Origin of the sequence: Thiohalocapsa sp. ML1 (assembly GCF_001469165.1) — a bacterium.
In the GTDB taxonomy this organism is placed as follows: domain Bacteria; phylum Pseudomonadota; class Gammaproteobacteria; order Chromatiales; family Chromatiaceae; genus Thiohalocapsa.
Genome location: NZ_JABX01000014.1, coordinates 94,689 through 119,149, shown reverse-complemented (window position 1 = coordinate 119,149; position 24,461 = coordinate 94,689). Strand labels below are relative to the sequence as shown.

The 24,461-nt window shown below is 68.9% G+C and carries 21 protein-coding genes; 7 read left to right on the top strand and 14 right to left on the bottom strand.

Going from position 1 to position 24,461, the window contains the following annotated elements; all coding sequences use genetic code 11:
- Positions 1–14 precede the first annotated feature (14 nt).
- From ML01_RS11235 to ML01_RS11225, 3 genes are read left to right on the top strand one after another with little or no spacing between them, the layout of a single operon-like run.
- Positions 15–1,091 (top strand): sensor histidine kinase, encoded by a 1,077-nt coding sequence (locus ML01_RS11235; RefSeq protein ID WP_156427667.1) that lies wholly within the window; start codon positions 15–17, stop codon positions 1,089–1,091.
- A complete protein-coding gene (locus tag ML01_RS11230) occupies positions 1,088–2,995 on the top strand; it encodes a hypothetical protein (RefSeq protein WP_156427666.1) in 1,908 nt (635 codons plus the stop codon). The genes ML01_RS11235 and ML01_RS11230 overlap by 4 nt, the downstream gene beginning before the upstream one ends.
- A gap of 9 nt (positions 2,996–3,004) precedes the next feature.
- Positions 3,005–3,814 carry a phosphoadenosine phosphosulfate reductase family protein gene (locus ML01_RS11225; protein ID WP_058555478.1) on the top strand — a complete coding sequence of 270 codons (810 nt, stop codon included), beginning with the start codon at positions 3,005–3,007 and terminating at the stop codon, positions 3,812–3,814.
- A 42-nt stretch (positions 3,815–3,856) separates the two neighbouring features.
- Here ML01_RS11225 and ML01_RS11220 read toward each other — a convergent pair whose 3' ends face one another.
- The 6 genes from ML01_RS11220 to ML01_RS11195 all read right to left on the bottom strand — a co-directional run bounded on the left by ML01_RS11220 (position 3,857) and on the right by ML01_RS11195 (position 8,776).
- Positions 3,857–4,252, bottom strand: a complete 396-nt coding sequence (locus tag ML01_RS11220) for a PIN domain-containing protein (RefSeq protein WP_058555477.1) — start codon at positions 4,250–4,252, stop codon at positions 3,857–3,859.
- A gap of 3 nt (positions 4,253–4,255) precedes the next feature.
- Positions 4,256–4,504 carry a DUF2281 domain-containing protein gene (locus ML01_RS11215; RefSeq protein ID WP_058555476.1) on the bottom strand — a complete coding sequence of 83 codons (249 nt, stop codon included), beginning with the start codon at positions 4,502–4,504 and terminating at the stop codon, positions 4,256–4,258.
- A 252-nt stretch (positions 4,505–4,756) separates the two neighbouring features.
- Positions 4,757–5,815 carry a hydrogenase expression/formation protein HypE gene (gene hypE, locus ML01_RS11210; RefSeq protein WP_058555475.1) on the bottom strand — a complete coding sequence of 353 codons (1,059 nt, stop codon included), beginning with the start codon at positions 5,813–5,815 and terminating at the stop codon, positions 4,757–4,759.
- Positions 5,815–6,969, bottom strand: a complete 1,155-nt coding sequence (gene hypD / locus ML01_RS11205; protein WP_058555507.1) for a hydrogenase formation protein HypD — start codon at positions 6,967–6,969, stop codon at positions 5,815–5,817. The genes hypE and hypD overlap by 1 nt, the downstream gene beginning before the upstream one ends.
- A 14-nt stretch (positions 6,970–6,983) precedes the next feature.
- The gene (locus tag ML01_RS11200; protein ID WP_058555474.1) at positions 6,984–7,253 is read right to left on the bottom strand and encodes a HypC/HybG/HupF family hydrogenase formation chaperone; all 270 of its coding nucleotides are present in this window, start codon (positions 7,251–7,253) and stop codon (positions 6,984–6,986) included.
- A 239-nt stretch (positions 7,254–7,492) separates the two neighbouring features.
- Positions 7,493–8,776 (bottom strand): hypothetical protein, encoded by a 1,284-nt coding sequence (locus ML01_RS11195; RefSeq protein WP_058555473.1) that lies wholly within the window; start codon positions 8,774–8,776, stop codon positions 7,493–7,495.
- Positions 8,777–9,273: 497 nt separating this feature from the next.
- On the opposite strand from ML01_RS11195, the gene ML01_RS11190 reads away from it, so the two are divergent.
- The gene (locus ML01_RS11190) at positions 9,274–9,861 is read left to right on the top strand and encodes a class I SAM-dependent methyltransferase (RefSeq protein ID WP_058555472.1); all 588 of its coding nucleotides are present in this window, start codon (positions 9,274–9,276) and stop codon (positions 9,859–9,861) included.
- 18 nt (positions 9,862–9,879) lie between these two features.
- Here the strand turns inward: ML01_RS11190 and ML01_RS11185 are convergent, their stop codons facing one another.
- Genes ML01_RS11185 through ML01_RS11175 form a run of 3 tightly spaced genes read right to left on the bottom strand, consistent with a single transcriptional unit; the run spans position 9,880 to position 11,835 of the window.
- Positions 9,880–10,227, bottom strand: a complete 348-nt coding sequence (locus ML01_RS11185; protein WP_082674170.1) for a Rieske (2Fe-2S) protein — start codon at positions 10,225–10,227, stop codon at positions 9,880–9,882.
- On the bottom strand, positions 10,224–11,207 hold the full coding sequence (locus ML01_RS11180; protein WP_058555471.1) for a PfkB family carbohydrate kinase: 984 nt from the start codon (positions 11,205–11,207) through the stop codon (positions 10,224–10,226). Before ML01_RS11180 ends, ML01_RS11185 begins: the two co-directional genes overlap by 4 nt.
- Positions 11,197–11,835, bottom strand: coding sequence for a hypothetical protein (locus tag ML01_RS11175; protein WP_058555470.1), 639 nt, complete (start codon positions 11,833–11,835; stop codon positions 11,197–11,199). Before ML01_RS11175 ends, ML01_RS11180 begins: the two co-directional genes overlap by 11 nt.
- Positions 11,836–12,046: 211 nt before the next feature.
- Between ML01_RS11175 and ML01_RS11170 the strand changes: the two genes are divergently transcribed.
- Positions 12,047–13,594, top strand: coding sequence for a gamma-glutamyltransferase (locus ML01_RS11170; RefSeq protein ID WP_254045221.1), 1,548 nt, complete (start codon positions 12,047–12,049; stop codon positions 13,592–13,594).
- A 100-nt stretch (positions 13,595–13,694) separates the two neighbouring features.
- On the opposite strand, the gene ML01_RS11165 is transcribed toward ML01_RS11170, so the two are convergent.
- Positions 13,695–15,725, bottom strand: coding sequence for a PAS domain S-box protein (locus ML01_RS11165; protein ID WP_058555469.1), 2,031 nt, complete (start codon positions 15,723–15,725; stop codon positions 13,695–13,697).
- 470 nt (positions 15,726–16,195) lie between these two features.
- On the opposite strand from ML01_RS11165, the gene ML01_RS11160 reads away from it, so the two are divergent.
- Together ML01_RS11160 and ML01_RS28645 are read left to right on the top strand one after the other, a co-directional pair.
- On the top strand, positions 16,196–16,657 hold the full coding sequence (locus ML01_RS11160) for an Lrp/AsnC family transcriptional regulator (RefSeq protein ID WP_058555468.1): 462 nt from the start codon (positions 16,196–16,198) through the stop codon (positions 16,655–16,657).
- Between the two features lie 60 nt (positions 16,658–16,717).
- Positions 16,718–17,161 (top strand): hypothetical protein, encoded by a 444-nt coding sequence (locus ML01_RS28645; protein WP_156427665.1) that lies wholly within the window; start codon positions 16,718–16,720, stop codon positions 17,159–17,161.
- 144 nt (positions 17,162–17,305) lie between these two features.
- On the opposite strand, the gene ML01_RS11155 is transcribed toward ML01_RS28645, so the two are convergent.
- From ML01_RS11155 to katG, 4 genes are all read right to left on the bottom strand, one after another.
- Positions 17,306–18,991, bottom strand: a complete 1,686-nt coding sequence (locus ML01_RS11155) for a nuclease domain-containing protein (RefSeq protein ID WP_058555467.1) — start codon at positions 18,989–18,991, stop codon at positions 17,306–17,308.
- On the bottom strand, positions 18,972–21,245 hold the full coding sequence (locus ML01_RS11150) for an McrB family protein (RefSeq protein WP_058555466.1): 2,274 nt from the start codon (positions 21,243–21,245) through the stop codon (positions 18,972–18,974). Before ML01_RS11150 ends, ML01_RS11155 begins: the two co-directional genes overlap by 20 nt.
- A gap of 372 nt (positions 21,246–21,617) precedes the next feature.
- Positions 21,618–22,061: a glutaredoxin domain-containing protein gene (locus tag ML01_RS11145; RefSeq protein ID WP_058555465.1), complete on the bottom strand. Its 444-nt coding sequence runs from the start codon at positions 22,059–22,061 to the stop codon at positions 21,618–21,620.
- A 192-nt stretch (positions 22,062–22,253) separates the two neighbouring features.
- Positions 22,254–24,443 carry a catalase/peroxidase HPI gene (katG, locus tag ML01_RS11140; RefSeq protein ID WP_058555464.1) on the bottom strand — a complete coding sequence of 730 codons (2,190 nt, stop codon included), beginning with the start codon at positions 24,441–24,443 and terminating at the stop codon, positions 22,254–22,256.
- Between the last annotated feature and the right edge of the window lie 18 nt (positions 24,444–24,461).

The window sequence follows — 24,461 nt, the reverse complement described above, 5'->3', positions numbered from 1 at the left end:
AAATTGTGGGACGCGTGACCATCTCCCTCCGTGCGAATCCGCTCTTGATTGACCAGGCCAACCGCGAGGGCCTAATTGATAATGAGGAAAAGCGTGCGCTGCAGGCATTGCTCGCTCATCTGGTTCAAGAGACGTTCTGGAGCTTTATGGTTCGCGTTGAAAAAGCAGCGAGGGCCTCCGCTGCCGAGCCAACTAGCGAAGCAATTATCGCACAACGGCTCATATCCGAAGAGAAGCGACTTGAAAGCAGTCTCGCTCTCTTGGTTCAGCGCGTGCCGGAAGTGCGTCGCGAGGCCGACACAGTTTCCGCGATACGACAGGGCATCTCGAACCTAAAATCTGCGATGAGGCAGGTGCGCCAATTGGCGAGCGAGTACGAGCAAGGTCGCACCGAACTACTCAACCTCGCAGGAGTCGGGCTAATGGTCGAAATTCTGGCCCATGAGCTAAACAGAGCAACGGCGACGGCGCTCGCTACGCTCCAGCACTTGCCGTCGGAGGAACTTTCGAACGCTGCAGCAAAGTCATTACAGGGGTTGTCGGCCCAGCTCAAGACATTGCAAAAGCGCCTAAAGGTGCTCGACCCGCTGAGCACCAGTGCGCGGAACCGTAAAGAGAAGGTGGATATACGCAGGCTGCTACTCGACTTTGCTGAAGCCCACAGTGACCATTTCCGCCGCGAGGAAGTCAGTTGGTCCGTCAAGGTAATGCCGACGCCCTCGTCCGACCTGATTGTTACGGTAGTACGGGGTATGATTTTGCAAGTCTTGGAGAACCTTGTCTCCAACTCTCTGTATTGGCTGCGACAGCAGAAGTTACTCACTCCCGAGGTCAAGCAGCGAATTGAGGTGGTGCTCGATTGCGATGACCGTTTGTTGACCTTTTCGGACAACGGGCCGGGCATTGCTCCCAATGACAGAGATCGGATCTTCGAGGCCTTCTTTACCAAGAAGCCAGCCGGTGAGGGCAAAGGTTTGGGGCTGTTCATCTCCCGAGAGATCGCGAAGTACCACGGCGCTGAATTTCGGCTTGAACCGGACAGCAATGGTGTTTTACGCACGTTTACTCTAGATCTGAGGAACGTTAGGTGAGTCATTCAGAACAGACATCGGACCCGCCAGAGACTAAATTGGTAGCGTTTCTTTCGGCGAAGTCGGTAAAGAAGGTGTTGTTCATCGACGACGGGTTTGATGGGTTTGCTCATGCGGAGTTGACCTCCGAGGAACAGGATCAGCTTTGGGCTGCGATCGTAGCGGACGACGCGGCTCGGGAGTCTGCGTTGGCAGAAGAGATAACGGGTCCGGATGCTTTGAGCGGTGACCTGATAGCGAACCTGCTTGACCGACCGGAGAGCCATCCATTGCGACAATTGGCCCAAACCGTGCCTTACGTGGTTGAGCAGTTGGGCAAAATCCAGGAGGTCATGCCCGCAATCGAGTATTTGAGATCGTTGGGCCTTCATGTTCCCACGGCAGGCGAGAGTAGTTGGCGAGAGCATCTTGATGACACGAGCATCGTGTTTCTAGACTGGCGCTTGGGTCAGGAGGGCGACCACCGTGCGGCTGTTGCGCGAGCGGAAGCGGTTGCGGCCGAGATTCACCGGGATCGCGGCCCGGCGACGCCGATAATTGTTCTAATTTCCTCGGATCCGTCCATTAAGGACTATGCTCGGTCGTTCAGCCTCAAGTCGGGGCTTATCTCTGGCCTGTTTCATGCTGTCCCCAAGAGCGGACTTCAAGATCCCGCTGATATTGGCTTCCTAATGACAGTGCTCTGTAGATATCTGCAAGAGGGTCACGTTGTCCAGAATTTTGTTGACGCCGTTAGGAGGAATACCGATGCCGCGGCGGCTGCTTTCGTGGAGCAGCTTAGGAATCTCACGCTTAGCGACTATGCGAACTTGCAGCGCTTCGCACTCAGGAATGACGGTCACCCCCTGGGCGATTACTTAGTTGAGCTTCTTGCGGGTGTTTGGGTTGACCTATTGTTTCGCGGGGAGCTTCGCCGGCCGTTGAAGGAACTGAACAAGCAGGATTTCGAGGGATTGCCAGCTCTGACGGAGCCTTCCGACGCAATGAACGGATTATACAATGCCGCAATGTTCGATATGCACATCGGCGATTTCGAAGCGCACCCACACAGTCCGGATGGCGCAGAAGAGTTGAGGCGTCTCGCAATTGGCCTCGGCGACGTAATTTTGGAAGAGCAGTCAGGTTGTCTTCCCAGGCTTTACGTGGTGGTCAATCCACAGTGCGACTTGGCCGAGAGCCCTCGCCAGAATCGGTTCATCGATGCGGATCTTTCGGTTCTTTTAGTCCCTGGAAGTTTGCGTCCCGTAGGCACGCCAGAGCGTTCGGCGCGCAAGCAAGCGCCGGATACGCCATACTTTATGATCGACGATCACAAGTATCGCGTCCAATGGGATATTAAGAAGCAGATCGCCATTCCATATGGTGAGTTTTCCAGATGGGTAGATTGCGGCAATTGCGGCAACAGAACGCGTAAAGCGCGGATGCGGCCGACGTACGTGCTAGCGTTGCAGGGTGCAGTGCGATCGGAACTCGCGCGCGTTGGACTGCCCGTCCCTCCGCCCGTTTACGACAAGGTAAAGGCGAAGGAACGTCTCGCTCGCGCAGGCAAGTGGATCAGCGAGCCGACCGACTTCAGCCTCGGGCAACTTTTGATGGCGGGAGAGTCCGCGTCTGACCGTGTGGTGCTCGACGGCGAGTATTCGGCAACGCTAATAAGAAAAGTGCGCGACGGTGTAATCGAACTACAGAAGACAGGAAACGCTAAGGACATGAAAGCGGCTGCCAGAATTAGCGAGGCTTTACGTGATCCGCTGGAGCTCTTGCGATTAGCGGAGCCTTTTCAATTTCCGCACAAGGAACCAACGGAGTTGTTAGGGAAATCCGTAATCGTTTGTCGCGAGAGCAAAACCCCTAGAGAAAGCTTCAGCCGAAGCTACATTGTATGCCTGACGCTCCCAGGCTAGGGGCCCGACGTGGAGCCGACTATCCGCCACATCCTCAGCCTCTCTGGGGGCAAAGATAGTGCCGCCCTGGCAATATATCTGCGCGACCGTGTCGCGGAGATGGAGTACATCTTCCACGACACAGGGAAGGAGCTCCCGGAGACGTACGATTACATCGCACGGCTTGGAGACATCCTTGGGAGGGATATCGTCAGGACCACCCCCGACGATCCCTTCGATCACTGGCTGGCGGTTTACGGCGACATGCTTCCGTCCAATCACCGGCGCTGGTGCACCAAGATGTTAAAGTTGAAACCGTTCGAGGCGTACGTAGGCGACGGCCCGGTAATCAACTATGTAGGGCTTCGTGCCGACGAGGCGCGTACGGGTTATATCAGCACGAAACCAAACATTACGGCCGTCTATCCTTTCCGTGAAGATGGCTTGGTTCGCGCCGATATCATCCGCATCCTCGAGGAGTCTGGTCTTGGCCTGCCAGCCTATATGCACTGGGGCCGGTCGCGCTCAGGCTGCTTCTTCTGTTTTTATCAGCAGAAGATTGAGTGGGTACGGCTGAAGCGCAAATATCCTGAGCTCTACGAGGAAGCGAAGGTTTATGAAGCGCGCAGCGCGGAAAGCACGCAAGGGTTCACTTGGGCTCAGAACGAATCTCTTGAAGAATTGGAGCGCCCCGAAAGAGTCGCCGAGATCGAGAAAAACTGGGCGCGGGACCAGGAGCGTCGGCGCAAGCTCCGATCGGACCTGCCGCTGGCGGCTGTGCTTGCCGATGCGGACGTGGAACCTGAGGAGCGCGAGGGCTGCCTGATCTGTTCTCTGTAGGCGAGCGACCCCGCCGCTTGCGTGCCCGCCGACGGCGTCAGCCTAGACGAAGGGGTTGCTCAGCGTGAGCTTTGCGTCGATGACCTGCCCGTGCTGAAGATCTTCAGTCCAGAGCGTGCGGCATCCGGCGTACAGTGCCGACGCAATGATCAGGCTGTCGAAGTGGCTGTAGCCGTAGCGCTCCGCGATGCGCCAGGCTTCGCGAATCTGCAGCATGCCGATGTCCACGACACGCATGAGTCCCAAGAACATCGGAAGCTCCTGCGCCAGTTGGCCTGGCTCCCAGCCTGCTTTGCGCCGCAGCACATGGCTGCATTCATTGACGACCTGGGTCGAAATGGTCGGCCGCACGGCGATGAGATCGAGCGCGCGCAGCCGTTTGGGCTCTTCCGAACCCAGGGCGTAGAGCACGACGTTGCTGTCGAGGAAGGCGGACACGGCTCAGGATCCGTCGCGGGCAGCGTCGTAGAGTGCGTTGCGGTCGCGGATGGGCTTGCCGCCCCAGTCCACGCGGATGCCGGCCACGCGCTCCAGCGCTGTTCGGCGCGCTGCATCGTCCGCAGCGCTCGCGTCGGTGCCGTTGCGGGTGCCGTAGCGCTGTTCCAGAAACTCGATGAAATCCAGCGCCTCGCGCGCGGCCTCCTCGGGCAGTCGCAGGCTGCGTTGGTAGATGGCCTCTGCCAGTGTCATGGCTTGTGTCCTCGCGCAATTCGGGGCGGCAGCTCGTGCTGCCGCCGGTGCGGTGAAGGTGAGATCATACCGCTGCCCCGCTTGCATTCATCCGCCCTAAGCCGGCAGAGCCGGAACCAAGAACCGTGCTTGCAACCTCGGGTTGTTGTCGTGCTCGTAAGCGCCCGGCATTCGATCATGACAACGACAACGAAAGTCTCCGACGGTCTCAGACCTTGTCGGATACGGTACAAACAACTGTACCGTCGCCGCTCAGCAAATCCTAGGCAACTGCTCCCCCGCGAGCCAATCGACGATGCGGTTGCCGCCGAAGGCGGTTTCCATCTGCACGAAGTGGTGGGCGTCCTCGAAGACCTCGCCGATGATGGCGGCGTGCTCGCCCTTGGGATGCGCGCGCATGGCGGCGAGCAGCCGCTCGGCGTGCTCGGCGGGGCAGATGGCGATGAGCTTGCCTTCGTTGGCGACGTTGAGCGGGTCGAGACCCAACAGCTCGCAGGCGGCGGCGACCTCGGGGCGCACGGGGATGGCGGGCTCCCTGATCTGCATGCCGACTTGGGACTGCTGGGCGAGCTCGTTCAGCGTGTTGGCGAGGCCGCCGCGGGTGGGGTCGCGCAGGCAATGGATCTCCGGCACGGCCTCCAGCATGGCGGCGACCAGGTCGTGCAGCGCGGCGGTGTCGGAGCGGATCTCGGTCTCGAAGCCCAGATTCTCGCGCTTGGACATGATGGCCACGCCATGGTCGCCGATATGGCCGGAGACGAGGATGGCATCGCCGGGCCGGGCGTTGCTGCCGGCGATGTCGATGCCGTCGGCCAAGACGCCGACGCCGGTGGTGGTGATGAAACAGCCGTCGCCGTGGCCTCGCTCCACCACCTTGGTGTCGCCGGTGACCACGGGCACGCCGGCGGCGTTGCAGGCCGCGGCCATGCTCTTGACGATGCGCGCCAAGTCCGCGAGCGGCAGGCCCTCTTCGAGGATGAACCCGGCGGCGAGGTAGAGCGGCCTGGCGCCGCACATGGCCACGTCGTTGATGGTGCCGTGCACGGCGAGACAGCCGATGTCGCCGCCCGGAAAGAACAACGGCGAGATCACATGCCCATCGGTGCTGATGGCGAGTCGGCCCGGCGGCGGCGTGAACAGGGCTTGATCGTTGCCCTGGGCCAGCAAGACGTTGTCCAGATGCGCGCGGAACAGCTCATCAATGAGCTGCGCCATGGCCCGCCCGCCGCTGCCGTGGCTCATGTCCACGGCGCCGTGCGCGATGTCGAGCCGCCCGGCGTAGCGCGGGCGCGGGTTGTCCGAGCCGGCCATCAGGCGGTCGCACCCGCGGCGGGGCGCTTTAGGTCGCGGAAGCGCCCGTAGCTCCAGTAGGCGGCGCAGGCGCCCTCGGACGACACCATGCAGGCGCCCATGGGGTTCTCGGGCGTGCACACCGTGCCGAACAGCTTGCAGTCCGTGGGCTCCATGACGCCGCGCAGCACGCTCGGGCACTCGCAGCCCTTGATCTCCTTGCCCCATTTGCCACTTGGCCCCGGCGCCACCGGAAAGCGCTGCTCGGCATCGAAGTCCGCCCAGCCGTCGGCGAGCCGCAGCGCGCTGTGCGGCAGGTGGCCCAGGCCGCGCCACTCGAAGCTGTCTCGCGGCGCGAAGACCTCCGCCATCAACGCCTGCGCCTTGCGGTTGCCGTCGCGGGTGACGGCGCGGGTGTACTGGTTCTCGACGGTGCAGCGCCCCTCGTTGAGCTGGCGGATCAGCATCAGCGTGCTCTGCATGACGTCGAGCGGCTCGAAACCCGCGATGACCACGGGCTTGGCGAATTGCTCCGGCACGAATTCATAGGGCCGGCTGCCGATGATGGTGCTCACATGCGACGGCCCCAGGATGCCGTCGAGCTGCACGCCGTCCGGCCCGGCGGTGGCGAGGATGGTCTTCAGTGCCGGCGGCGTCAGCACGTGGTTGCAGAAGGCGAAGAAGTTGGCGAGCCCCTCGGCGCGGGCGGCCTTGAGCGCGACGGCCGTCGGCGGCGTCGTGGTCTCGAAGCCGATGGCGAACAGCACAACGTGGCGCCCGGCATCCTGCCGGGCGATGGCGAGCGCGTCCTGCGTGGAGTAGATCATGCGGATGTCCGCACCGCCGGCCTTGGCCTTCAGCAGGCTCCGGCGCTCGCTCGCCGGCACCCGCATCAGGTCGCCGTAGGTGCAGAGCGTGACGCCGTGCTCGACGGCCATGGCGATGGCCTGATCGATACGGGCCATCGGCAGCACGCAGACCGGACAGCCCGGGCCATGGACGAACTTGACGTTGTCCGGCATCAGATCCTGCACGCCGTAGCGGTAGATGGCGTGCGTATGGCCGCCGCAGAACTCCATCAGCCGATAGTCCCGGGCCGGGTCCGCCTCGGCGGCGATGGTGCGGGCGAGCTTGCGCGCCAGCGTGCCGTCGCGGAACTCGTCGATGTACTTCATCGTGCTGGCGTCGTTCATTGCGGCAGCTCCCCGGTGACGGTATCGAGGTCGAATTCGGCCGGGTCAAGCTCGCCCGCGGCCTGGATCAACGCCAGCGTGCGCGCGGCTTCCTCCGGACTCACCTTGTTCAGCGCATAGCCCACGTGCACCAGCACGTAGTCACCGACGGCGGCGTCGTCCACCAGCGCCAGAGAGATGGATTTCTTCACGCCGCCCAAGGACACGGCGGCGGTTTCGCCGCTCGCGTCGACGGCGAGGATCTGGGCAGGGATCGCAAGGCACATGGCGGGCTCCAAGGGGTTTGGTCACCGGCTGGGGAAGCACCGCGGTCGGCGCTTTCCGTGCGGGGCAGGCTGCCCCGTCGTGTCCGTGGCCAGGCTGGCCGGACTGTTTTCGTTGTCGTTATCGTTCGGTTCGTTTCGTCATCGGATTCCACAACATCCGAGCACGACTAGGAGCGGACGCTGCGATCACGGGGCTTGGTTCCGGCCGTGCCGCGTTGGGGCAGCGTGTCGATCCCGCGTCAGCATACCGACATGCAGTATTCGACGCAGGGGTCGACGGCGGTGATGACAAGCCCCGCGTGGGCGGCGAGCAGCGCATCACCGCCGCCGGCGTCGCGTGCGAGCGCAGACAATGCCGTTGCGACGACGCCCTGCGGGTGGAAGTTCCACTCCGTCGGCGCCAGGATGCGATAGCCCATCACGCACGCGGACTCCGGTGCACCGCCCGTGTCCACATCCACCCGGTGCACGAGCAATCCGCGGGCGGCCGGTGCGGCGCCGATCCCGACGCGGTGGTGGTTGCCCGATGCCAGCGCGAAGCCGGCCCCGAGCGGGGCGGCGGCCTCCCGGGCTGGTGCCGCGAGCGCCGCGCTGGCTCGCGCGAGCTCCACCAGCAGCGCCGCGAGTCGCGGCAGCAGCCCGTTGCCGTGGTGCGCCGCGAGCGCGGCCACCAGCTCGCCCCGGCCGAGCTCGCGCGAAAAGGGCGTGGTCTCGGTGGGCCAGCCGTCCAGCGTTGGCGCGCCGACGAAGGCATCCGCGTCCGGCGCCGCAAGCGCGGTGGCCAGCCGCCGCAGCAGGTCCGGGTCCAGGTTGCCGTCGGCCTGCTCCGCCGGCAGGACGCCGACCTCGCAGCGTCCCAGGTCCGCAAGCCCGCCCGCCTGCAGGGCGCGCGCCAGGCCGGCCGCGGGCGTGCTGCCGGTCGCCGCCCAGCGGGTCAGATCGGCCTCCGTGCAGGTTGCCGCGAGCCAGTCGGCCGGCGGCGCGCCGAAGATCCACTCCGCCGCGATCGTGGCGAGCGTGCCGGCCGCCGACTCCAGCAGCGCCGGCACCGGCCGGGTGCTGCGTGCGCCGGGGAGGAAGGGGTCGCCGTGCGTCGCCAACGTCGCCCGCAGGGTCAGGAAGGCACGCAGGGCGCCGGCGATCGCCGACTCGTGCGCGGCGTCCGCGCCGGGCGGCGGCACCGGCGCGGCGACGCCGAGCGCGGCCAGCGCCCGCGGCCAATCCAACAGCAGCCGCCACAGGTGCTCCTTGACCGTCTCGGCGCGGAGCAGCAGATCGCGCGCAGCCTGTGCCGAGGGCGCCGGTGCGAGCCCGAGCGCCGCCTCGCAGGCGCGCACGCAGGCCAGCCCCTGGGCCGTGCCGCAGACGCTGTACAACAGCGGCAACTGGCTCGCGACGGTGGCGACCCGCTTGCCGTCGAAGACCCGCGCCGCCGTCACCGGGCGGCTCGACTGGATGCGGGCGGCGGGGGTCGGGCCCCGCGCGAGCAGGGTGATATCGAGTTGGCCGGCGAGGTCGGACACTGGCGGATGCTGCTTAAGGTGGCTTGTGGTGATGTGCTGGCGGACTAGATGGCTTGACGGCGCCGAATGCTTGCAGATGAGTCAAGCTTCGCGACGACACGGCGCTTGCAGGCGAAAGGGCCGAGGGCCGAGGGAGCCCGCCTCGGCCCTTGGCCCTTGGCCCTTGGCCCTTGGCCCGTGCTTCAATGCGCCGACGAGCGGGCGGCGCAAGACCAGGCGCCGTGCCCTGGTCGGTCTGAGGCTCTGCCTCGCTAGATGGCTTGACGGCGCCAGGTGCTTGCGGAGCACGAGGAACAAGGGAGCCCACCTCGGCCCTCGGCCCTCGGCCCTCGGCCCTTCTCACGTGCGGCAACAAGCGGGCTCCGCAAGAAGATGCTACGTGCCCTGGTCGCTCTAAGGCCTGCCTCGCTCGCCAGTGTAGATGAGATCTTTACCGGCGATCGCCATGTAAACTGCGCGCTTTCCCCAACGCCCCGCCCGGCCCGGCCGGCCCGACGATGCAGCAGCCCCCCGACCTCGCCGCCCTGCGCGCGCCCATCCGCTTCGAGGCGGAGCTCGCGGGCCGCCCGTTGCGCTTCGAGTCCACCTGGGGCCTCTTCTCGCCGCGCGAGATCGACGCCGGCACGGCGCTCTTGCTCAGCCGCGTGGAGGTGCCCGAGCACGCCGACTGCCTGGACTTGGGCTGCGGCTACGGCCCCATCGGCTGCACGCTGGCGGCACTCGCCCCGCAGGGGCGCACGCTGATGGTGGACAAGGACTTCGTCGCCGTCGAGCTCGCCCGCCGCAACGCGCAACTGAACGGGCTCGCCAATGCCGAGGCGGCGCTCAGCAACGGCTTTGAGCACATCGACCCGGCACGGCGTTTCGACCTCATCGCGAGCAACATCCCGGCGAAGGTCGGCAAGGAGCTGCTGACCCTGCTGCTCTACGACGCCCGCGCGCGCCTGAACCCCGGCGGTCGGCTGTACGTGGTCACCGTGAACGGTCTGCGGGAGTTCATGCAGCGGTATCTGCGCAACGTCTTCGGCAACTACGACAAGCTGAAGCAGGGGCCCCATTACACCGTCGCGATGGCGGAGCGCTGAGCGGCGCCGGCGGCGAGCTCAATCCACGTCGTCGAGGTCGTCCTCGTGCACCAGCACGCGCCCGTCCTCGACCAGCACTGGCAACGGCGTCAGAAAGCGCCCCAGGCAGGGGCCGTGGATGCACTCGCCCGTGTCCGGCAGGAACAAGGCCCCGTGCAGGCTGCATTGCAGCAGCTCGCCGGCGGCGTCGAGATAGCTGTTGGGCGCCCACGCCAGCGGCACCCCCGTGTGCGGGCAGCGGTCCACGTAGCCATGCAGCGCGCCGCCGCGGCGGACCACGAAGCCGCCGACGCCGTCCACCTCGAAGCCGACCGCGCCCGGGTCAGGCAGGTCCGCGAGCAGGCAGATCTCGTGATACTCGCTCATGCCGGCCGCCCCGTTGCAGGCAGCAACCCGGCGGCGCGGGCGCTCGCCACCAGCCCGCCGAGCCCGTCCTGCCCGCACTTGTGGCCGGCGAGGCGGTTGGCGCGCGCGAGCAGACCGGCGAGGCCGTCAGCATCGGCAGCGAGCCCCGTGGCGAGCCCCATGGCGAGCCCCATGGCGAGCAGGCCGTCGATGACGGCGGCGTTGAAGACATCGCCGGCGCCGAGGCTGTCGCGCAGCACCGCGGGCGGGCAGGCGCGCGCAAACACGGGCTCGGCGGCCCCGCGCGCGAGCCCGTAGGCGCCATCGGCACCCCAGGGCAGCAGCAACAGCCGCGCGTCGGTCAGCGCCGCCATGTGCAGCAGAAAGGCCCGCGGGTCGCCGGCATCTGCGCCGTCCGCGGCCTGCACGAAGGCGCGCGCGAAGATCAGCACGTCGGCGCCCTGATACAGCGCCTCGATGCCCGCGCGCGGCTTCTCGATCTCGACGGAGATGGGCAGCCCCGGCCGCTCGTCGCGGACCCGCGCGAGCATCCGTGCCGTCTCGGCCGGATTGCGCCCCTCGAAGTGCGCCCACGCGATGCCTTCGAGGGGCACATCTGCGAAGTCGGCGGCGGTCAGCTCCGGCAGGTCGCGATGGTGGACGATGGTGCGGCTGCCGGTGGCGCGGCTCAGCGCGATGTAGGAGGTCGGCGTGGCGCCGCCCGGCACGCGCACCGCGTGGCCGTGATCGATGGCGTCGGCGGCGAAGGCTGCGCTGATCCGCCCGGCCGCGGCATCCGTGCCCAGCACGCCGGCCCAGGCGCAAGGCCGACCGAGCTGAGCCAGCACTTGGAGCGTATTGGCAACATTGCCGCCGCGGGCGATGCGCTGGCCTGCGGCCCTAACCTCCGCGTCTTCGGGCGGATAGGCGGCGACGACGTTGACGATGTCGAGCGTCGCGATGCCCACGCCGAGCACCCTGCCGGCGTCGTCAGCCGACATGGGCGCTCCGCGCCGGTGCGGCGGCGGCGCTCTGCGCCGGCTGATCGATAGCCGGCATTGCGCCACCGAAGGCCGGCGGCGGCGGCAGGTGACCCGTCCACCAGAGGCCCACCGCGGCTGCCACGGCCAAGAGCGCGCCGACGAGCATGCCGATGCCGAAGGCCACCGCATCGGCCTTTTCCGGCGGCGGCGGCGGAGGAGGAGGTGGTGGCGCGTGTGAGGTCGGCTCGACACGCGGCGGCGGGGGCGCCGCGCGCTCGACGCGCCGGGAGGTCAGCTCCGCCTGCCGGCGCGCGTCCTCCAGCTCGACCTCGCGCTGCTCCAGGCGGCGGCGAAGCTCGTCGAAGCGGCGGTACTGGTCTTCAAGCTGGTCTTCCAGGGCGCGCACCTGTTCGGTCAGCTCCTTGACCACGCGGTCGCGCTCGCGCAACGCGCCACGCAGCACGTCGAACTCCTGCTGCGCGGCGATGTTCTGCGTGACGGTGCGCGGGTCGCGCCGCTCCGGCAGCGCGCTCTGCGCGAGCCTGAGGCGGCGGTCGAAGCGCTCGCGCTCGGCCTCGGCCTCGGCACGCACGCTGGCGAGCTCGGCCTCTAAGGCGACGATGCGGGCGGCGGCATCTCGTTCCACGGGTGCTGGACCTCCGTCGCAAACGTTATCCTGCTGCGCCGCGTGCACCCGCGGCAGACGCGCGGCAGGCTGACCAACACGGGCGCATCCACGACCCGTGGCAGGCGCTGGGTCGCTGGATGACATCGCGAACAGACGACACTATATCGGCTTTGCGACGCGTAGAGCCATGCTCGGGCTCGTTTCTGCGGCGCCCGTCAGGATTTCCGCCATGCCCCGCGCCATCATCGCCGCCGGCCACCCCGACACCGCCGCCGCGGCTGCCGCGGTCATCGGCTGCGGCGGCAACGCCTTCGACGGCGCAGTGGCGGCGCTCGCCGCCGCTTGCGTCGCCGAGCCGGTGCTCGCGTCCTTGGGCGGCGGCGCCTTCCTGCACGCGCGCGCCGCCGGCGCGGCACCGGTGGTCTACGACTGCTTCACGCAGACGCCGAAGGCGCGGGCGCCGACGGCGGGGCTCGACTTCCGCGGCGTGCACGCCGACTTCGGCGATGCGACCCAGGAGTTTCACATCGGCCGCGGCGCCATCGCCACGCCGGGGGCCATTGCCGGGCTGTTTGCGATCGGGCGCGAGCTGTGTCGGCTGCCCATCGCGGACCTGCTCGCGCCGGCCCGGCGGCTCGCGCGCGCCGGCGTCGTCGTCAACGCCTTCCAGCGCGACATCGCCGAGATCGTGCTGCCGATCCTCGCCGCGGACCCGGCCACCTTTGCGCTCTACGCGTCCCAAACCGACCCCGGCCGGCTTGCGCACGTTGGCGAGCGCGTGCCCTGGCCGGAGTTTGCCGAGGCGCTGGACGAGCTCGCGTCCGTTGGCCCGGGGCTCTTCTACGGTGGCGCCTGGGCCGATCGGCTCGCCGCGGACTGCGCCGCCGGCGGGCATCTCGGCGTCGCGGATCTGGCCGGCTATCGGGTGGAGCGCCGCGAGCCGCTGCCGGTCCACTACCGCGATGCGCGGCTCTATCTCAATCCGCCGCCGTCCCTCGGCGGCGCACTGCTGGCGCTGACATTGGAGCTGCTCGATGCGGTCTCCTGCGAGGGCCTCCGCTGCGGCAGCAGCACGCACCGGCTCCTGCTCGCCGAGGCCATGGCGGCGACGGCGGCGCTGCGCGCGGCGGTCGCGACCGGCGGTACCGACGCCGACCGTCGCGAGGCCGAGCGGGCGCGCTTTCGCTCGCGCATCGCCGCGATCCGGCAAGCCGGACCGCCGGCGACGCGCGGCACGACGCAGATCAGCATCGCCGACCGCGACGGCAACCTCGCGAGCCTGACGCTTTCCAACGGCGAAGGGGCGGCCTACGTGCTGCCCGGCACGGGCATCGTGCTGAACAACATGCTCGGCGAGGCAGACCTCGCCGCCGACGGCTTCCACCGCTGGCCGACGGACACGCGGCTCGGCTCCATGATGTGCCCGACCCTGGTGGAGCACGCGGACGGCGGCTGGACCGTCACCGGCTCCAGCGGCTCCAACCGCATCCGCAGCGCCATCCTGCAGGTGCTGGTGAACCGCATCGACTTGGGCCTGTCGCTGCCCGAGGCCGTCGCCGCCCCGCGCCTGCATCTCGAAGACGGCGTGCTGAGCCTGGAGCCGCCGGTCGCGGCGGACACCGTTGCGGCGCTGGCGGCGCAGGGGCTCGATGTGCGGGTGTGGCGGACGCAGAACGTCTTCTTCGGCGGCGCCCACAGCGTCGGCATCGATGCCGATGGGCGGCTGCATGGCGCGGGGGACGGGCGCCGCGGCGGGGTGGTGCTGGCGGTTGAGTAGAGGGGCTAGGGCCGAGGGCCGAGGGCCGAGGAGAGCTCCCTTGGCCCTTGGCCCTTTTGCCTGCAAGCTCATCTGCAAGGATTTGGCGCCGCCAAGCGATCTAGGGGCTAGCCCCTAGCCCCTGCTCCCGGATGCTCTTGACCAGCTCCTCGCAGGGGCCGCCCTTGCTCAGGTAGGCGACGGCGCCGGCGTCGCGCATGGCGTTGGCGACAGCGCTGTCGAGGTGCATCGAGAGGCCGATGATGCGTAGCGCCGGGCGCGCGGCCAAGAGTCGGCGCGTGGCCTCGATGCCGTCCATGCCCGGACCCAGGTTCACGTCCATGATGACGACGTCGGGATTGAGCTCCGCGGCGCGCGCGAGGGCCTGCTCGCCGCTGTCCGCCTCGCCGATGACCTCGATGTCGGTCTCGAACCGCAGCAGCCCGGCCAGCCCCTGGCGCATGATCTGGTGGTCGTCGACGATCAGCACGCGCAGCGCGTCCAGGCGCGGGCACAGATCCGCACCGTGCGCCCAGGCCGCTTGCCGCGTGGTGGCGACGGCCGTCGCCTTCACCTGCGCCATGGTCGCGGGCAGCGTCAGCGTCACCCGGGTGCCGCGACCGGGCGCACTGTCGAGGTCCATGCGGCCGCCGAGATGGGCAAGGCGCTCGCGGATGCTGAAGAGACCGAACCCGGTATCCTCGGTGCGCCGCCGGGTGACGATCACCGGGTCGAAGCCGCGGCCCTGGTCCGCGACGCCGAGCACGAGGCTGCCGGCACCGGGGCGCCGCAGCGACAGCTCGGCCTGGTCGACGCCGGCGTGCTTGGCGATGTTCCGCAGCAGCTCGCTCGCACAGGCGAACAGCAGGTAGCGCAGCTCCTCGTCGGCGGGCTCGGCGTCGGGCTCTGCATGCAGGTCGAGCCGACAGCCATGCTCCGTCTCCATCCGCTCGGCGAGCCAGGCCAGCGCGTCGATGAGGCCCGCGTCCTTCAGCACCGGCGGACTCAGCTCCAGGGTCAGAGAGCGCGAGGTCTCGAGCGCGCCGGCGAGCGCCTGCTGCGCGGCGCTGGCGGCTTGGCGCAGCCGCTCCGTGTCGGCCTCTCGGGCAATGACCCCCGTTTGCATCTGCGCCGCGACGATCAACTGTTGGATCTGCTCGTGCAGGATGGTCGCGAGCCGCTGGCGCTCGCGCTGCTCGACGCGGGCGAGCTCGGTGGCGAGCGCGCGGAGCTGCTGCGCCTGTTCGCCGACCTCGGCCGTGCGCGCGGCGATGCGCGCCTCCAGCGTGTGGTTCAGCTCTTCGAGCGCGGCCTCGGCGGCCTTGCGCTCGGAGATGTCGAGGTTCATGCCGACCCATTTGCGCACTCGGCCGTCGCCGTCGCGCAGCGGTGCCGCCCGGACGTTGGTCCAGCGCCAATCGCCGTTGGGACCCCTCAGGCGATACTCGCAGTCGAGGTTCCGCTGTGCCGCTACCGCCTCTTCCCAGTGTCGGCGAGCATGCGCGCGGTCATCCGGGTGAATGGCATCGAGCCAGCCCCAGCCCAGGGACTGCGCGAGCGTCTGACCGGTGTAGGCGCGCCAGGTGGGCGAATCGATGACGGCCTTGCCCGCCGGGTCGGTCTCCCACACCGCCTGTGCCGCGGCCTCGACCAGCGCGCTCACGCGCTCGGCGCTCTCCCGCAGCGGGTCTTCGGCCAGCCGCTGGTTGGTCACATCGAAGATCGCGCGGAGCGTGCCCGCGAGCGCGCCGCCGTTGTCGTACTGTGCAATGACATGGGTGCGCGTATAGCGCCGCCGGCCGTCCTGGGTGTGGTGCACGGCCGCCAGTACAACGAAGCCCTGCGTCTGGAGCCGGTCTAAGGCCTCATCGTCGCGCATCGAGGTGGGCTCGGCGCGCAGCAGCTCGTCGATGTGTCGGCCGAGCGCCTGCTCGGCGGGCCAGCCGTAGATGGCCTCGGCGGCGGCGGGCCAGCTTTGGACGCGCAAGCCGCCGTCCGTGCCGACGACGGCGTCCGCGATGCGCTCAAGCAGATGGCGCCAGGCGAGGTTGCCGGCATCCCACGCGTTGCCCGCGCTCGGCGAGGAAGCCGGGACGGCGTCCGCGCGAGCGTGGCGGCGGTGTCCGGGCAACGCATCGTTATCGTCGATCATGTTGCGGGCTTGCTCTGTCGGCGCAGTACGCCGCGCACCACGCGCTGCCGCTGCGGCGAGGGTCGGCGATGGCGGTTGGCAGCAAAGCCCAACAGCCTACTGCCGTCTGTCTGGTGGTGCCGGACACGTTTGCGAGCAAAAGGCGCAAGCGGCGGCGTTGAGGTGCCGATCGGTGGGGACAGAGTCCGAGCGCGAGTGCCGCGTCGACCGCATGGCAGAGTGCGCGCGCTCGGCGCCGCAGACCGGCCGCCTTGGTGGTTGCCGCGCCGAGCGAAGGCGCGTACGAAGCTGGATGCTTGCAGGCCGACCGCGCATGCGACCGAGGCGGCGACTACGCCGGTGCTCAGAAGGGCTGAATACTGCATGCGAGCGCCGCGCTCTGCTTGGGCAGCCGGGGGGCGAATGTATCCGCCCATCGCCCTCAGCCGAGCCCCTGCGCCAACGCAACCAACCCCACCCAAGCCACGCCCATGCTCGACCCTTACGACAAACGCATCCTTGAGATCCTCCAGCAGGAGGGCCGCATCAGCAATCAGGACCTCGCCGACCGCATTGGTCTGTCGCCGTCGCCGTGCCTGCGGCGCGTTCGCGCGCTGGAGGAGAGCGGCATCATCGCCGGCTACCGGGCGCTGCTCGACGCCAAGGCGCTGGGGCTCAACCTCATCGCCTTCATCAGCATCTCCATGGACCGGCACACGCCGGAGCGCTTCGCGAACTTCGACGCCCGGGTGGCCGCGCTGCCGGAGGTGCTCGAATGCTCGCTCATCACCGGCCGCGACGCGGACTACCAGCTCAAGGTCATCGTCCGCGACATGGAGGGCTATCAAGACCTGCTGCTGAACAAGCTGACCCGTATCGAAGGGGTCAGCGGCGTGCATTCGAGCTTCGTGCTGCGGCAGGTGGTGGAGCGCACGGCGCTGCCGGTGGCGTGAGGGTGGACTAGCGGGGCGCTCCGCTACCTGCAAGTTCGATGGTAGACCCCGGAGCGCGCCGTGACCCTGGAGCGCGCCGGAGCGCGTGCAACCCAGCCGAGGACCTCGCGACAGCAATCCAGCGTGCGCGGGTACCGGGTCAGAAAAACGCTCCTGCTCGGCGCCGCCGTCGAAGGGATCGTGGTGCAACTCGCGCCCGAGCACCCCGCTGCAGAAGTCGTCCCAGTAGTTGCGCGAATACAGCATGTGCAGGTGCCAGGCCTCATCGACGGCGTGCGACGGCGAGAGGGCGCCAACCCCACGCGCAATCAGGAACAAAAAGCGCCGGTACTCCATCAGCACGCGCCGGGCGTAGTCGAGGGTCCAACGGTTCTTGGCCGCCAGCCGCTTGAGGAACTGCTCCTCCGTGCCGGGCTGCCCGATGGGGAAGGTCATGATCCGGTCGTACAGGGACTTGGCGACGATGGTCTCTTCGGTTGCGGCCATGATGTGTGCCTCCGTTGACGAATGCTTGTCGAGGCCGATTCTCGGGCACTCGCCCCCGTCGCCGTCATGCCGGTAAGCACTTAAATGCAATTGCTTTTTCTGCGTAGAGGCAACTACGGAGTTAGGCGCCGGGGCGGCGCTACGCCCCGGCTATGACCCATTTCAGTGGGCGCCGATCAGCGCACGGAAGGCGGCGTCGTCATCGCCCGTGACGCACAGGGCGCCGACGCCGTGGCGGTGATGGAACTCCGGCTCCAGCAGCCAGCCGGCGCCGTGGCAGGCGGGCACCAGCAGCAGGGCGCGGCTCGGCGGGGCGCCGTTCAGGCGCAGGCAGTCGTGGTAGAGGTGGGCGGAGGTCATGGCATCGAGCAGCGCGGAGCGGGCGCTGCGGTACTTGGCATCGAGCACCTGCCAGCGCCGCCCGGCGGCGTCGTCGCGGATCAGCACGAGGTCCGGGATGTGCAGCCCGGACAGCGACACCGCCGCTCGGCGCGCCTGGTCCCAGGCCGGGAAGGTCGGCTGGAGCAGCAGCGTCGTGCGCGCGCCGTCGGCGTCTTGGTAACAAAGCGTGCGCTCGGCGTGGGGCAGGTCGCGGTCATGGCCGGCCACCGGGGCATGCCCGGCGTCCAAAAGCGCCTCTGCGAGCCGCACCAGGCACCAGCGCTCGAAGACCTCCCATGTCGGGCTGATCCAGAGCCGCTCTTCCGTCGGCGGGCCGTCGAGCCCGCGGGCGCAGGCGCGCCAGCTCTGCCGGTGCGCGGCGGCGTAGCCGGGGTGCGCGGCGATGGCGGTGAGGCCGGCGGCGGTGATCTCCGGGCGGCTGACGGCGCTGAAGGGCGAGCGGCCAAGCAGCTCGGCCAGCGCCTGCTCCAGCGCGAGCAGCACCGCCTGCCGCCGCGGCGCCCGGCTCGCGAGCGGCGTGCGGGTGGCAGATGCCTGCTCGGCGGCGGCCTGCGCGGCGAGCCCGCGACGCACCGCTTTCAGCTCCCCGAGCAGCCGCAGCGCCACGGCGAGCAGCGTGCGGTTCGGCGCGCAGTCGAGCGTCGGCTCGCTCGCGGGCACGTCGAGCCGCCGGCCGGGGTCGAGCACCGGGTCCGCGGGCGGCAAGAGCGAGCCGGCGCCGCCGCCGAGCGGCTCACCGCTCTGGTTCCCGCACTGGTCCCCGCAGAGCGCCACGGCCAGCGCCGGCTGCTGCGCGAGGGTGCTGGCGGTGAGGCGGTCGATGCGCCGCACTCGGTGCGGCGGGTGGCGCTCGCGCTCGGCACGCAGGCGCTTGAGCGGCGAGCGCTGCACCTGGCGCAGCGCGGCGATGGCCGCCGGCGCGTGGCGGCGCAGCCGGGCGAGGCGCAGCAGCAGCGATTGCCGGTCCCCGTCTCGGCCGACGGCGCGGGTGGACGGCTCCGCGCCGAGCACCAGCTCGGGATCGAAGGCCCAGAGCGCCTGCACCATCTCGGCGAAGGCGTCGCGGCCGAGCTTCGCGGGCGACGGGGCGACATCGAGTAGGCAGCGGCACGCGACGCGCCCGTCCGGGGCGATCAGCTCCGCGGTGACCTCGCCGGCGAAAAAGCCCGGCGTCCAGCACCAGCCGGGGCCGAAGGCGGTGACGGCGGTCGGCTGCGGCTCGTCGTCGATGCAGAGCGTCCAGCCCGGCGCGCCGGGGTCCGGATGCAGGAAGCAGGCCGCGGTGAGCTCCTGAAAGCCCGTGTTCTCGTCGCCGATGAGCCGGATGCCGCGCGCCGGGGCGGCCTGTTGCGGCATAAAGCACCAGGCGCAGTCGGCGGCCTTTGGCTGGCCGACATCGCCCTCGGCATCGGCCCCGGCATCGGCCTCAGCGCCAGAAGCGGGCACTGCCGAGGGTCTCCAGGTCTTCCGCCAGCTCCCGCACCTTGGCCAGCGAGCCGGGGCAGCCGTGCTGGTCCAGGACGCGCAGGCAGCCGTTCAGCGCGTCGCGAAAGCGCCGGCTGTCTTCGCCGCGGAGCTTCGGCAGCAGCTTGGCGTAGATCACCTGGTCCAGCGCGGCGTCGGCGTCGATGATGTCGGAGCCGCGGCAGTGGGCGAGAAAGTCCAGCACATCGTCCACCACGCGCCAGCCGAAGTGCAGCCGCGCCGGGCGCAGCGCCGCCATCAGCCCGGTGAGCAGGGCGCGGGCGCGCTGCTCCACCGCGGCGTCCAGCTTGCGGGCGCCCCAGCGCGGATAGGCGTCCAGGTCGATGTCCCAGAACTCGAGCGTGAAGGCCCGATCCAGCACCTTGTCGGACAGGCCATGGGTGGTCTCGTCCATGTTCACGGTGCCGATGAGCGCCAGGTTCGGCGGATAGGCCAGCTTGGACGGCACGCCGTCCACGGGCTCGGCCTCCTGGTGCAGGTCGAGCGCGGCGCCACTCTCCATGGCGGAGAGCAGCGGCGCGAGGTACTGCTCGGGGTGGGACAGGTTCATCTCGTCGAGCACGGCGACGAAGGGCCGCTCCGGCTCCTCGCCGGCGCGGATCAGAAAGTCCAGGAAGGCGGTGCGCTGGTAGGTGTCGCCGCGCAACGGGTTGAGGTAGCCCAACAGCGGCGAGGGGTCGTACCAGCCCGGCTGCACCGCGATGACCTGGAGGTTTGCGGCCTGCCGAGCGGCGTCGTCCGCGTGCAGCGCGCGGGCGTAGGCGCAGGCGAGCAGCGTCTTGCCGCTGCCCGACAGCCCCGTCAGCACTGCGAAGTGCCGGCGCCGGTGCGCCCAGAGCGCGGCGTGCAGGCGCACGACCAGGGCCGGCGGGAAGTGGCCGGCTTGGGCGACCGCTTGGGTCAGCGCCGCCTCGTCGGGGAGCTGCACCGCCTCGGCGGTTGCGGTGCCGATGCCGGTGGCGGGGCCTGTGCCGATGGGCTCGACCGTGTCGGCCTCGACCGGCAGAACCTCGGGCGTCCAGTGGATCAGCTCGGCCCAGCGGCGGCCGTCGGCGGTGAGGTGGATGGCCTGAGTGTTGTGCATATCCAGCACGCCCAGCGCCCGCAGCGTACTGAGCACCTGGCTGGGTCCGGTTAGGGACGTCCAGCCCGGGTTTGCAGCCTTGAGGAGAGCAATGAGCTCCGGCTTCGGCCTAGCCCTCCCGTGCCGGAGGAGAGAAAGCACATGGTCTGGCCCGACGACATGGGTCAAGAGCCAGTCGGCCAACTCCGCCGGGTCGCCGGTTTCAAGCAAAGCCAACCCGCGTTCCGTGGGCTGGAAGCTGCCGTCCCGCCGTTCGATCGCGCCCAGCTCGAATTGCAGGCAATAGCGGATGGCGCTTAGAGAGCTGTCCTTCAGACGCGGGTACTGAGTCTTAAGAAATGTCCGCAAATCGTCGGCGCTGAGGGCATCCTTAACTGCGTCCAGTGTTGCAACGACCGCGTTGAGTCCCCCGGTGGGAATGGACAGACTCCGCCGCCGCCGCGCCGCCGGCAACGGAATGAGCGCGGCACCGGCGGCCGGGTCGGGCTCCACGGTGGGCTCCGCGTCGCCGGCCTGCGTCAGCCGATACAGGTGCCAGGGCAGCCGCAGCCGCTTGGCCTGCGCCGCGAAGCCCGGCGCGGGCGGCCCGAGCAGCGCGTCGAGCCGCCGCCGGATCGCGACCTGCCGCGCCACGTCGCCGCTCACCTGCTTCTTGCCGGCAAGGAGCCGCGCCAGGGTGCCGGCGCGGCTGGAATCGGTGATGCAAGTAAGCTCGCCGGGGAACAGCGCCGCGAGCCCGCGTAGCGCCTTGAGCCGCGGCAACCGCGGGCAGGTCTCAAGCAGGCGCCGGCACAGCTCGTCGTAGAGCTGCTCCAGGTGCTTCAGGCGAGCCGCCGAGTCGTCCGGCAGCGGCGCCAGCGAGGCGTCGGCGAGCCAGTTGCGGAATGCAGGGTCCGCCAACACGGCGGTCACGTCGATGGTGCCCTGGCCGGTGGCGGAGATCGGGTTGTCGTCCCAGAGCCGCTGCTGGAAGTCGAGCGACGCGCGCCCGGCCCGGTCCAGGCCCGCGATCGCCTCCAGCAGGGCCGCCACGTCGCGGTGCCAGCTTCGGCTCGCGGCCTCGGCGGCATCCGCCGCCTCGGCGTCGGCCAGCGCGGCGCGCAGGCCCTCATCCGTCGTCAAGTCGTGCATCGCGTGTCGGCGTCCGTGTTGTTGTCGTTCGACCGGGGCCCGGCGACCGAGCCCCGTCCCGCCGCCGTCGGCTCAGGAGCGCACGCGCACCCAATAGGTCGGCACCGTCTCACCCTCGGCGGGCACCGTGAGCTTCCAGACGGCGATGCTGGCGTTGCCCTGTGCGTGCGGGGCGCTCTCCTCCAACATCTTCCAGTCGCCGGGGATGCGCTCCCCGAACCACCGTCCGGCGACATCTTCGTTGCGCTGCTTTCAGCGGCTGCTGCGACAGGCTGGGATCGGACGCGATGCGTGGCTGCGCCTGTAGTGGCCGCGGGTCATGTCGGCCGGGTGTGCGGGTCGCTGCCATTGGCTGTACTCGCGCGGCGCGCCTCAGCGCCCGCGATAGACCCGCTCGAAGGCCGCGCTGTTGAACCCGTTTAGGCGCTGGCCACCCACCAGAATCACCGGCACGCCGCCGCCGCCGAGCCGGGCGTAGTCCCGCTTGCCCTTTGCCGAGGTCTCCACGTCGTACTCGTCGAAGGCGATGCCGTTGGCCTGGAAATACTGCCGCGCCTTGGTGCAGAAGCCGCACCAGCGCGTGCTGTAGAGCAGGACGCGCCCCGGCGCGCTCGCGATGGGCTCGGGCAGCGCCTCGGTGGTCGGCGCGTCGTAGACATTCGGCCGAACGTTCACGATCTCGCTCGCGGCGTCGGTTGGCGGCTGGTCGCCGAAATGGACCTGACCGTCCGCGTCGGTCCATCGGTGGATCTCGGCGACTGCCGCGAGGGGGACGGTCAGGATGAGCGCGGCGAGGCTGGTGGCGGACTTGAGCATGGCGAGACATCCTTTGCTTGCCGGTGACCGGCGGCCGATCGAGGTCGGCGCCGATCGACTGCTCCAGCGCCGAAGCGGCTCAAGTGTACGACATCTTGTCGCCCGCGCCCCGGGTACGCAGACTTTAGTCGGCCCGCGCCGCGCAGCCGGATGCGGCGCGAGCCCCTCCCGGAGCCGCGCCGCACCCTATCCTCAGGCCAGATCAAACCGATCGGCGTTCATCACCTTGGTCCAGGCAGCGACGAAGTCCCGCACAAACTTCTCCTGGTTGTCGTCCTGCGCGTAGACCTCGGCGTAGGCGCGCAGGATGGCGTTGGAGCCGAAGACGAGATCCACCCGGGTGGCCGTCCACTTGACCGCGCCGGTGCTGCGGTCGCGGAGCTCGTAGCGGTTGTTGCCGGCGGGCTCCCAGCGATAGGCCATGTCCGTCAGGTTGACGAAGAAGTCGTTGGAGAGCACGCCCTCGCGGTCGGTGAAGACGCCGTGCTTGCTGCCGCCGTGGTTGGTGCCGAGCACGCGCATGCCGCCGATGAGCGCCGTCATCTCCGGTGCCGTGAGGCCCATGAGCTGGGTGCGGTCGAGCATCAGCTCCTCGGCGCTGACGGCATAGTCCTGCTGCAGCCAGTTGCGGTAGCCGTCGTGGATCGGCTCCAGCGGCGCGAAGGACTCGGCATCCGTCATGTCGTCCGTGGCGTCGCCGCGGCCCGGTGCGAAGGGCACGCTGATGTCGAAGCCGGCCGCCCGCGCCGCCTGCTCGATGCCGACGTTGCCGGCGAGCACGATGACATCGGCGACGCTCGCACCGCTGTCGGCCGCGATGCGCTCCAGCACGTCCAGCACCCGGGCGAGGCGCTCCGGCTCGTTGCCGGCCCAGTCCTTCTGCGGTGCCAGGCGGATGCGCGCGCCGTTGGCGCCGCCGCGCATGTCCGACCCGCGGAAGGTGCGCGCGCTGTCCCAAGCCGTCGCGACCATGTCGCCGATGCCGAGGCCGCTCGCACTGATGCGCGCCTTCACCGCGTCCACGTCGTAGTCCGTTCGGCCGGCCGGCACCGGGTCCTGCCAGAGCAGGTCTTCCTGCGGCACCCAGGGGCCGAGGTAGCGCGAGCGCGGTCCCATGTCGCGGTGCGTGAGCTTGAACCAGGCGCGCGCGAAGACCTCGGAGAAGTACGCCGGGTCCTGGTGGAACCGCTCCGAGATTGCGCGATAGGCCGGGTCCATCTTCATGGCCATGTCGGCGTCGGTCATGATCGGGTTGTAGCGGATGGACGGGTCTTCGACATCCACCGGCTTGTCTTCTTCCGCGATATCCACCGGCTCCCACTGCCAGGCACCCGCCGGGCTCTTCTTCAGCGCCCACTCGTGGTTCAGCAGCATGTCGAAATAGCCGCCGTCCCAGCGGATGGGATGCGTGGTCCAGGCGCCCTCGATGCCGCTGGTGACCGTGTTGCGGCCGATGCCGCGCTCGGTCTTGTTGACCCAGCCCAGGCCCTGGTCCTCAGGCTCTGCCGCTTCCGGGTTGGGGCCGAGCAGGGCCGCGTTGCCGTTGCCGTGGCACTTGCCGACGGTGTGGCCGCCGGCGGTGAGCGCGACGGTCTCCTCGTCGTTCATGGCCATGCGCGCGAAGGTGTCGCGCACGTCTCGGGCGGTGCGCAGCGGATCGGGGTTGCCGTCCACGCCTTCCGGGTTCACGTAGATGAGTCCCATCATCACCGCGGCGAGGGGGTTGTCCAGGTCGCGCTCGCCGGAATAGCGGCTGTGCGGGTTGTCGCTCGGTGCCAGCCACTCCTTCTCGGAGCCCCAGTAGGTGTCCTTTTCCGGGTGCCAGATGTCCGTGCGGCCGAAGGCGAAGCCGAACGTCTTGAGCCCCATGGACTCATAGGCGACGGTGCCGGCCAGGATGATCAGATCCGCCCAACTGATGCTGTTGCCGTAGCGCTTCTTGATGGGCCAGAGCAGCCGCCGCGCCTTGTCCAGGTTGACGTTGTCCGGCCAACTGTTGATGGGCGCGAAGCGCTGGTTGCCGGTGCCGGCGCCGCCGCGGCCGTCCGCGATGCGGTAGGTGCCGGCCGCGTGCCAGGCCATGCGGATCATGAGGCCGCCGTAATGGCCCCAGTCCGCCGGCCACCAGTCCTGGCTGTCGGTGAGCAGGGCCTTGAGGTCTTGCTTGAGCGCGTCGTAGTCGAGCGCCTGCACGGCTTCGCGATACTCGAAGCCCTGCCCCATCGGGTTCGTCTTCGCATCGTGCTGGTGCAGGATGTCCAGGTTCAGGGCGTTCGGCCACCAGTCCATGTTCGATGCGCCCGCGGATGTGTTGCCGCCATGCAGCACCGGGCACTTGCCCGGGGCCGTCTGCACGCTCGCCGTCGTGACGTCTTCTGTCATGCTTGCCTCCGCTCGTGG

Excerpts from the sequence above, each read along its gene's own strand:
- ML01_RS11215 (WP_058555476.1), bottom strand. The coding sequence starts at position 4,504 with ATGACACTGGCAGAGGCCATCTACCAACGCAGCCTGCGACTGCCCGAG.
- hypE (WP_058555475.1), bottom strand. The coding sequence starts at position 5,815 with ATGGCCGGCTCGGACAACCCGCGCCCGCGCTACGCCGGGCGGCTCGAC.
- hypD (WP_058555507.1), bottom strand. The coding sequence starts at position 6,969 with ATGAAGTACATCGACGAGTTCCGCGACGGCACGCTGGCGCGCAAGCTC.
- ML01_RS11200 (WP_058555474.1), bottom strand. The coding sequence starts at position 7,253 with ATGTGCCTTGCGATCCCTGCCCAGATCCTCGCCGTCGACGCGAGCGGC.
- ML01_RS11190 (WP_058555472.1), top strand. The coding sequence starts at position 9,274 with ATGCAGCAGCCCCCCGACCTCGCCGCCCTGCGCGCGCCCATCCGCTTC.
- ML01_RS11185 (WP_082674170.1), bottom strand. The coding sequence starts at position 10,227 with ATGAGCGAGTATCACGAGATCTGCCTGCTCGCGGACCTGCCTGACCCG.
- ML01_RS11180 (WP_058555471.1), bottom strand. The coding sequence starts at position 11,207 with ATGTCGGCTGACGACGCCGGCAGGGTGCTCGGCGTGGGCATCGCGACG.
- ML01_RS11170 (WP_254045221.1), top strand. The coding sequence starts at position 12,047 with ATGCCCCGCGCCATCATCGCCGCCGGCCACCCCGACACCGCCGCCGCG.
- ML01_RS11165 (WP_058555469.1), bottom strand. The coding sequence starts at position 15,725 with ATGATCGACGATAACGATGCGTTGCCCGGACACCGCCGCCACGCTCGC.
- ML01_RS11160 (WP_058555468.1), top strand. The coding sequence starts at position 16,196 with ATGCTCGACCCTTACGACAAACGCATCCTTGAGATCCTCCAGCAGGAG.
- ML01_RS11150 (WP_058555466.1), bottom strand. The coding sequence starts at position 21,245 with ATGCACGACTTGACGACGGATGAGGGCCTGCGCGCCGCGCTGGCCGAC.
- ML01_RS11145 (WP_058555465.1), bottom strand. The coding sequence starts at position 22,061 with ATGCTCAAGTCCGCCACCAGCCTCGCCGCGCTCATCCTGACCGTCCCC.
- katG (WP_058555464.1), bottom strand. The coding sequence starts at position 24,443 with ATGACAGAAGACGTCACGACGGCGAGCGTGCAGACGGCCCCGGGCAAG.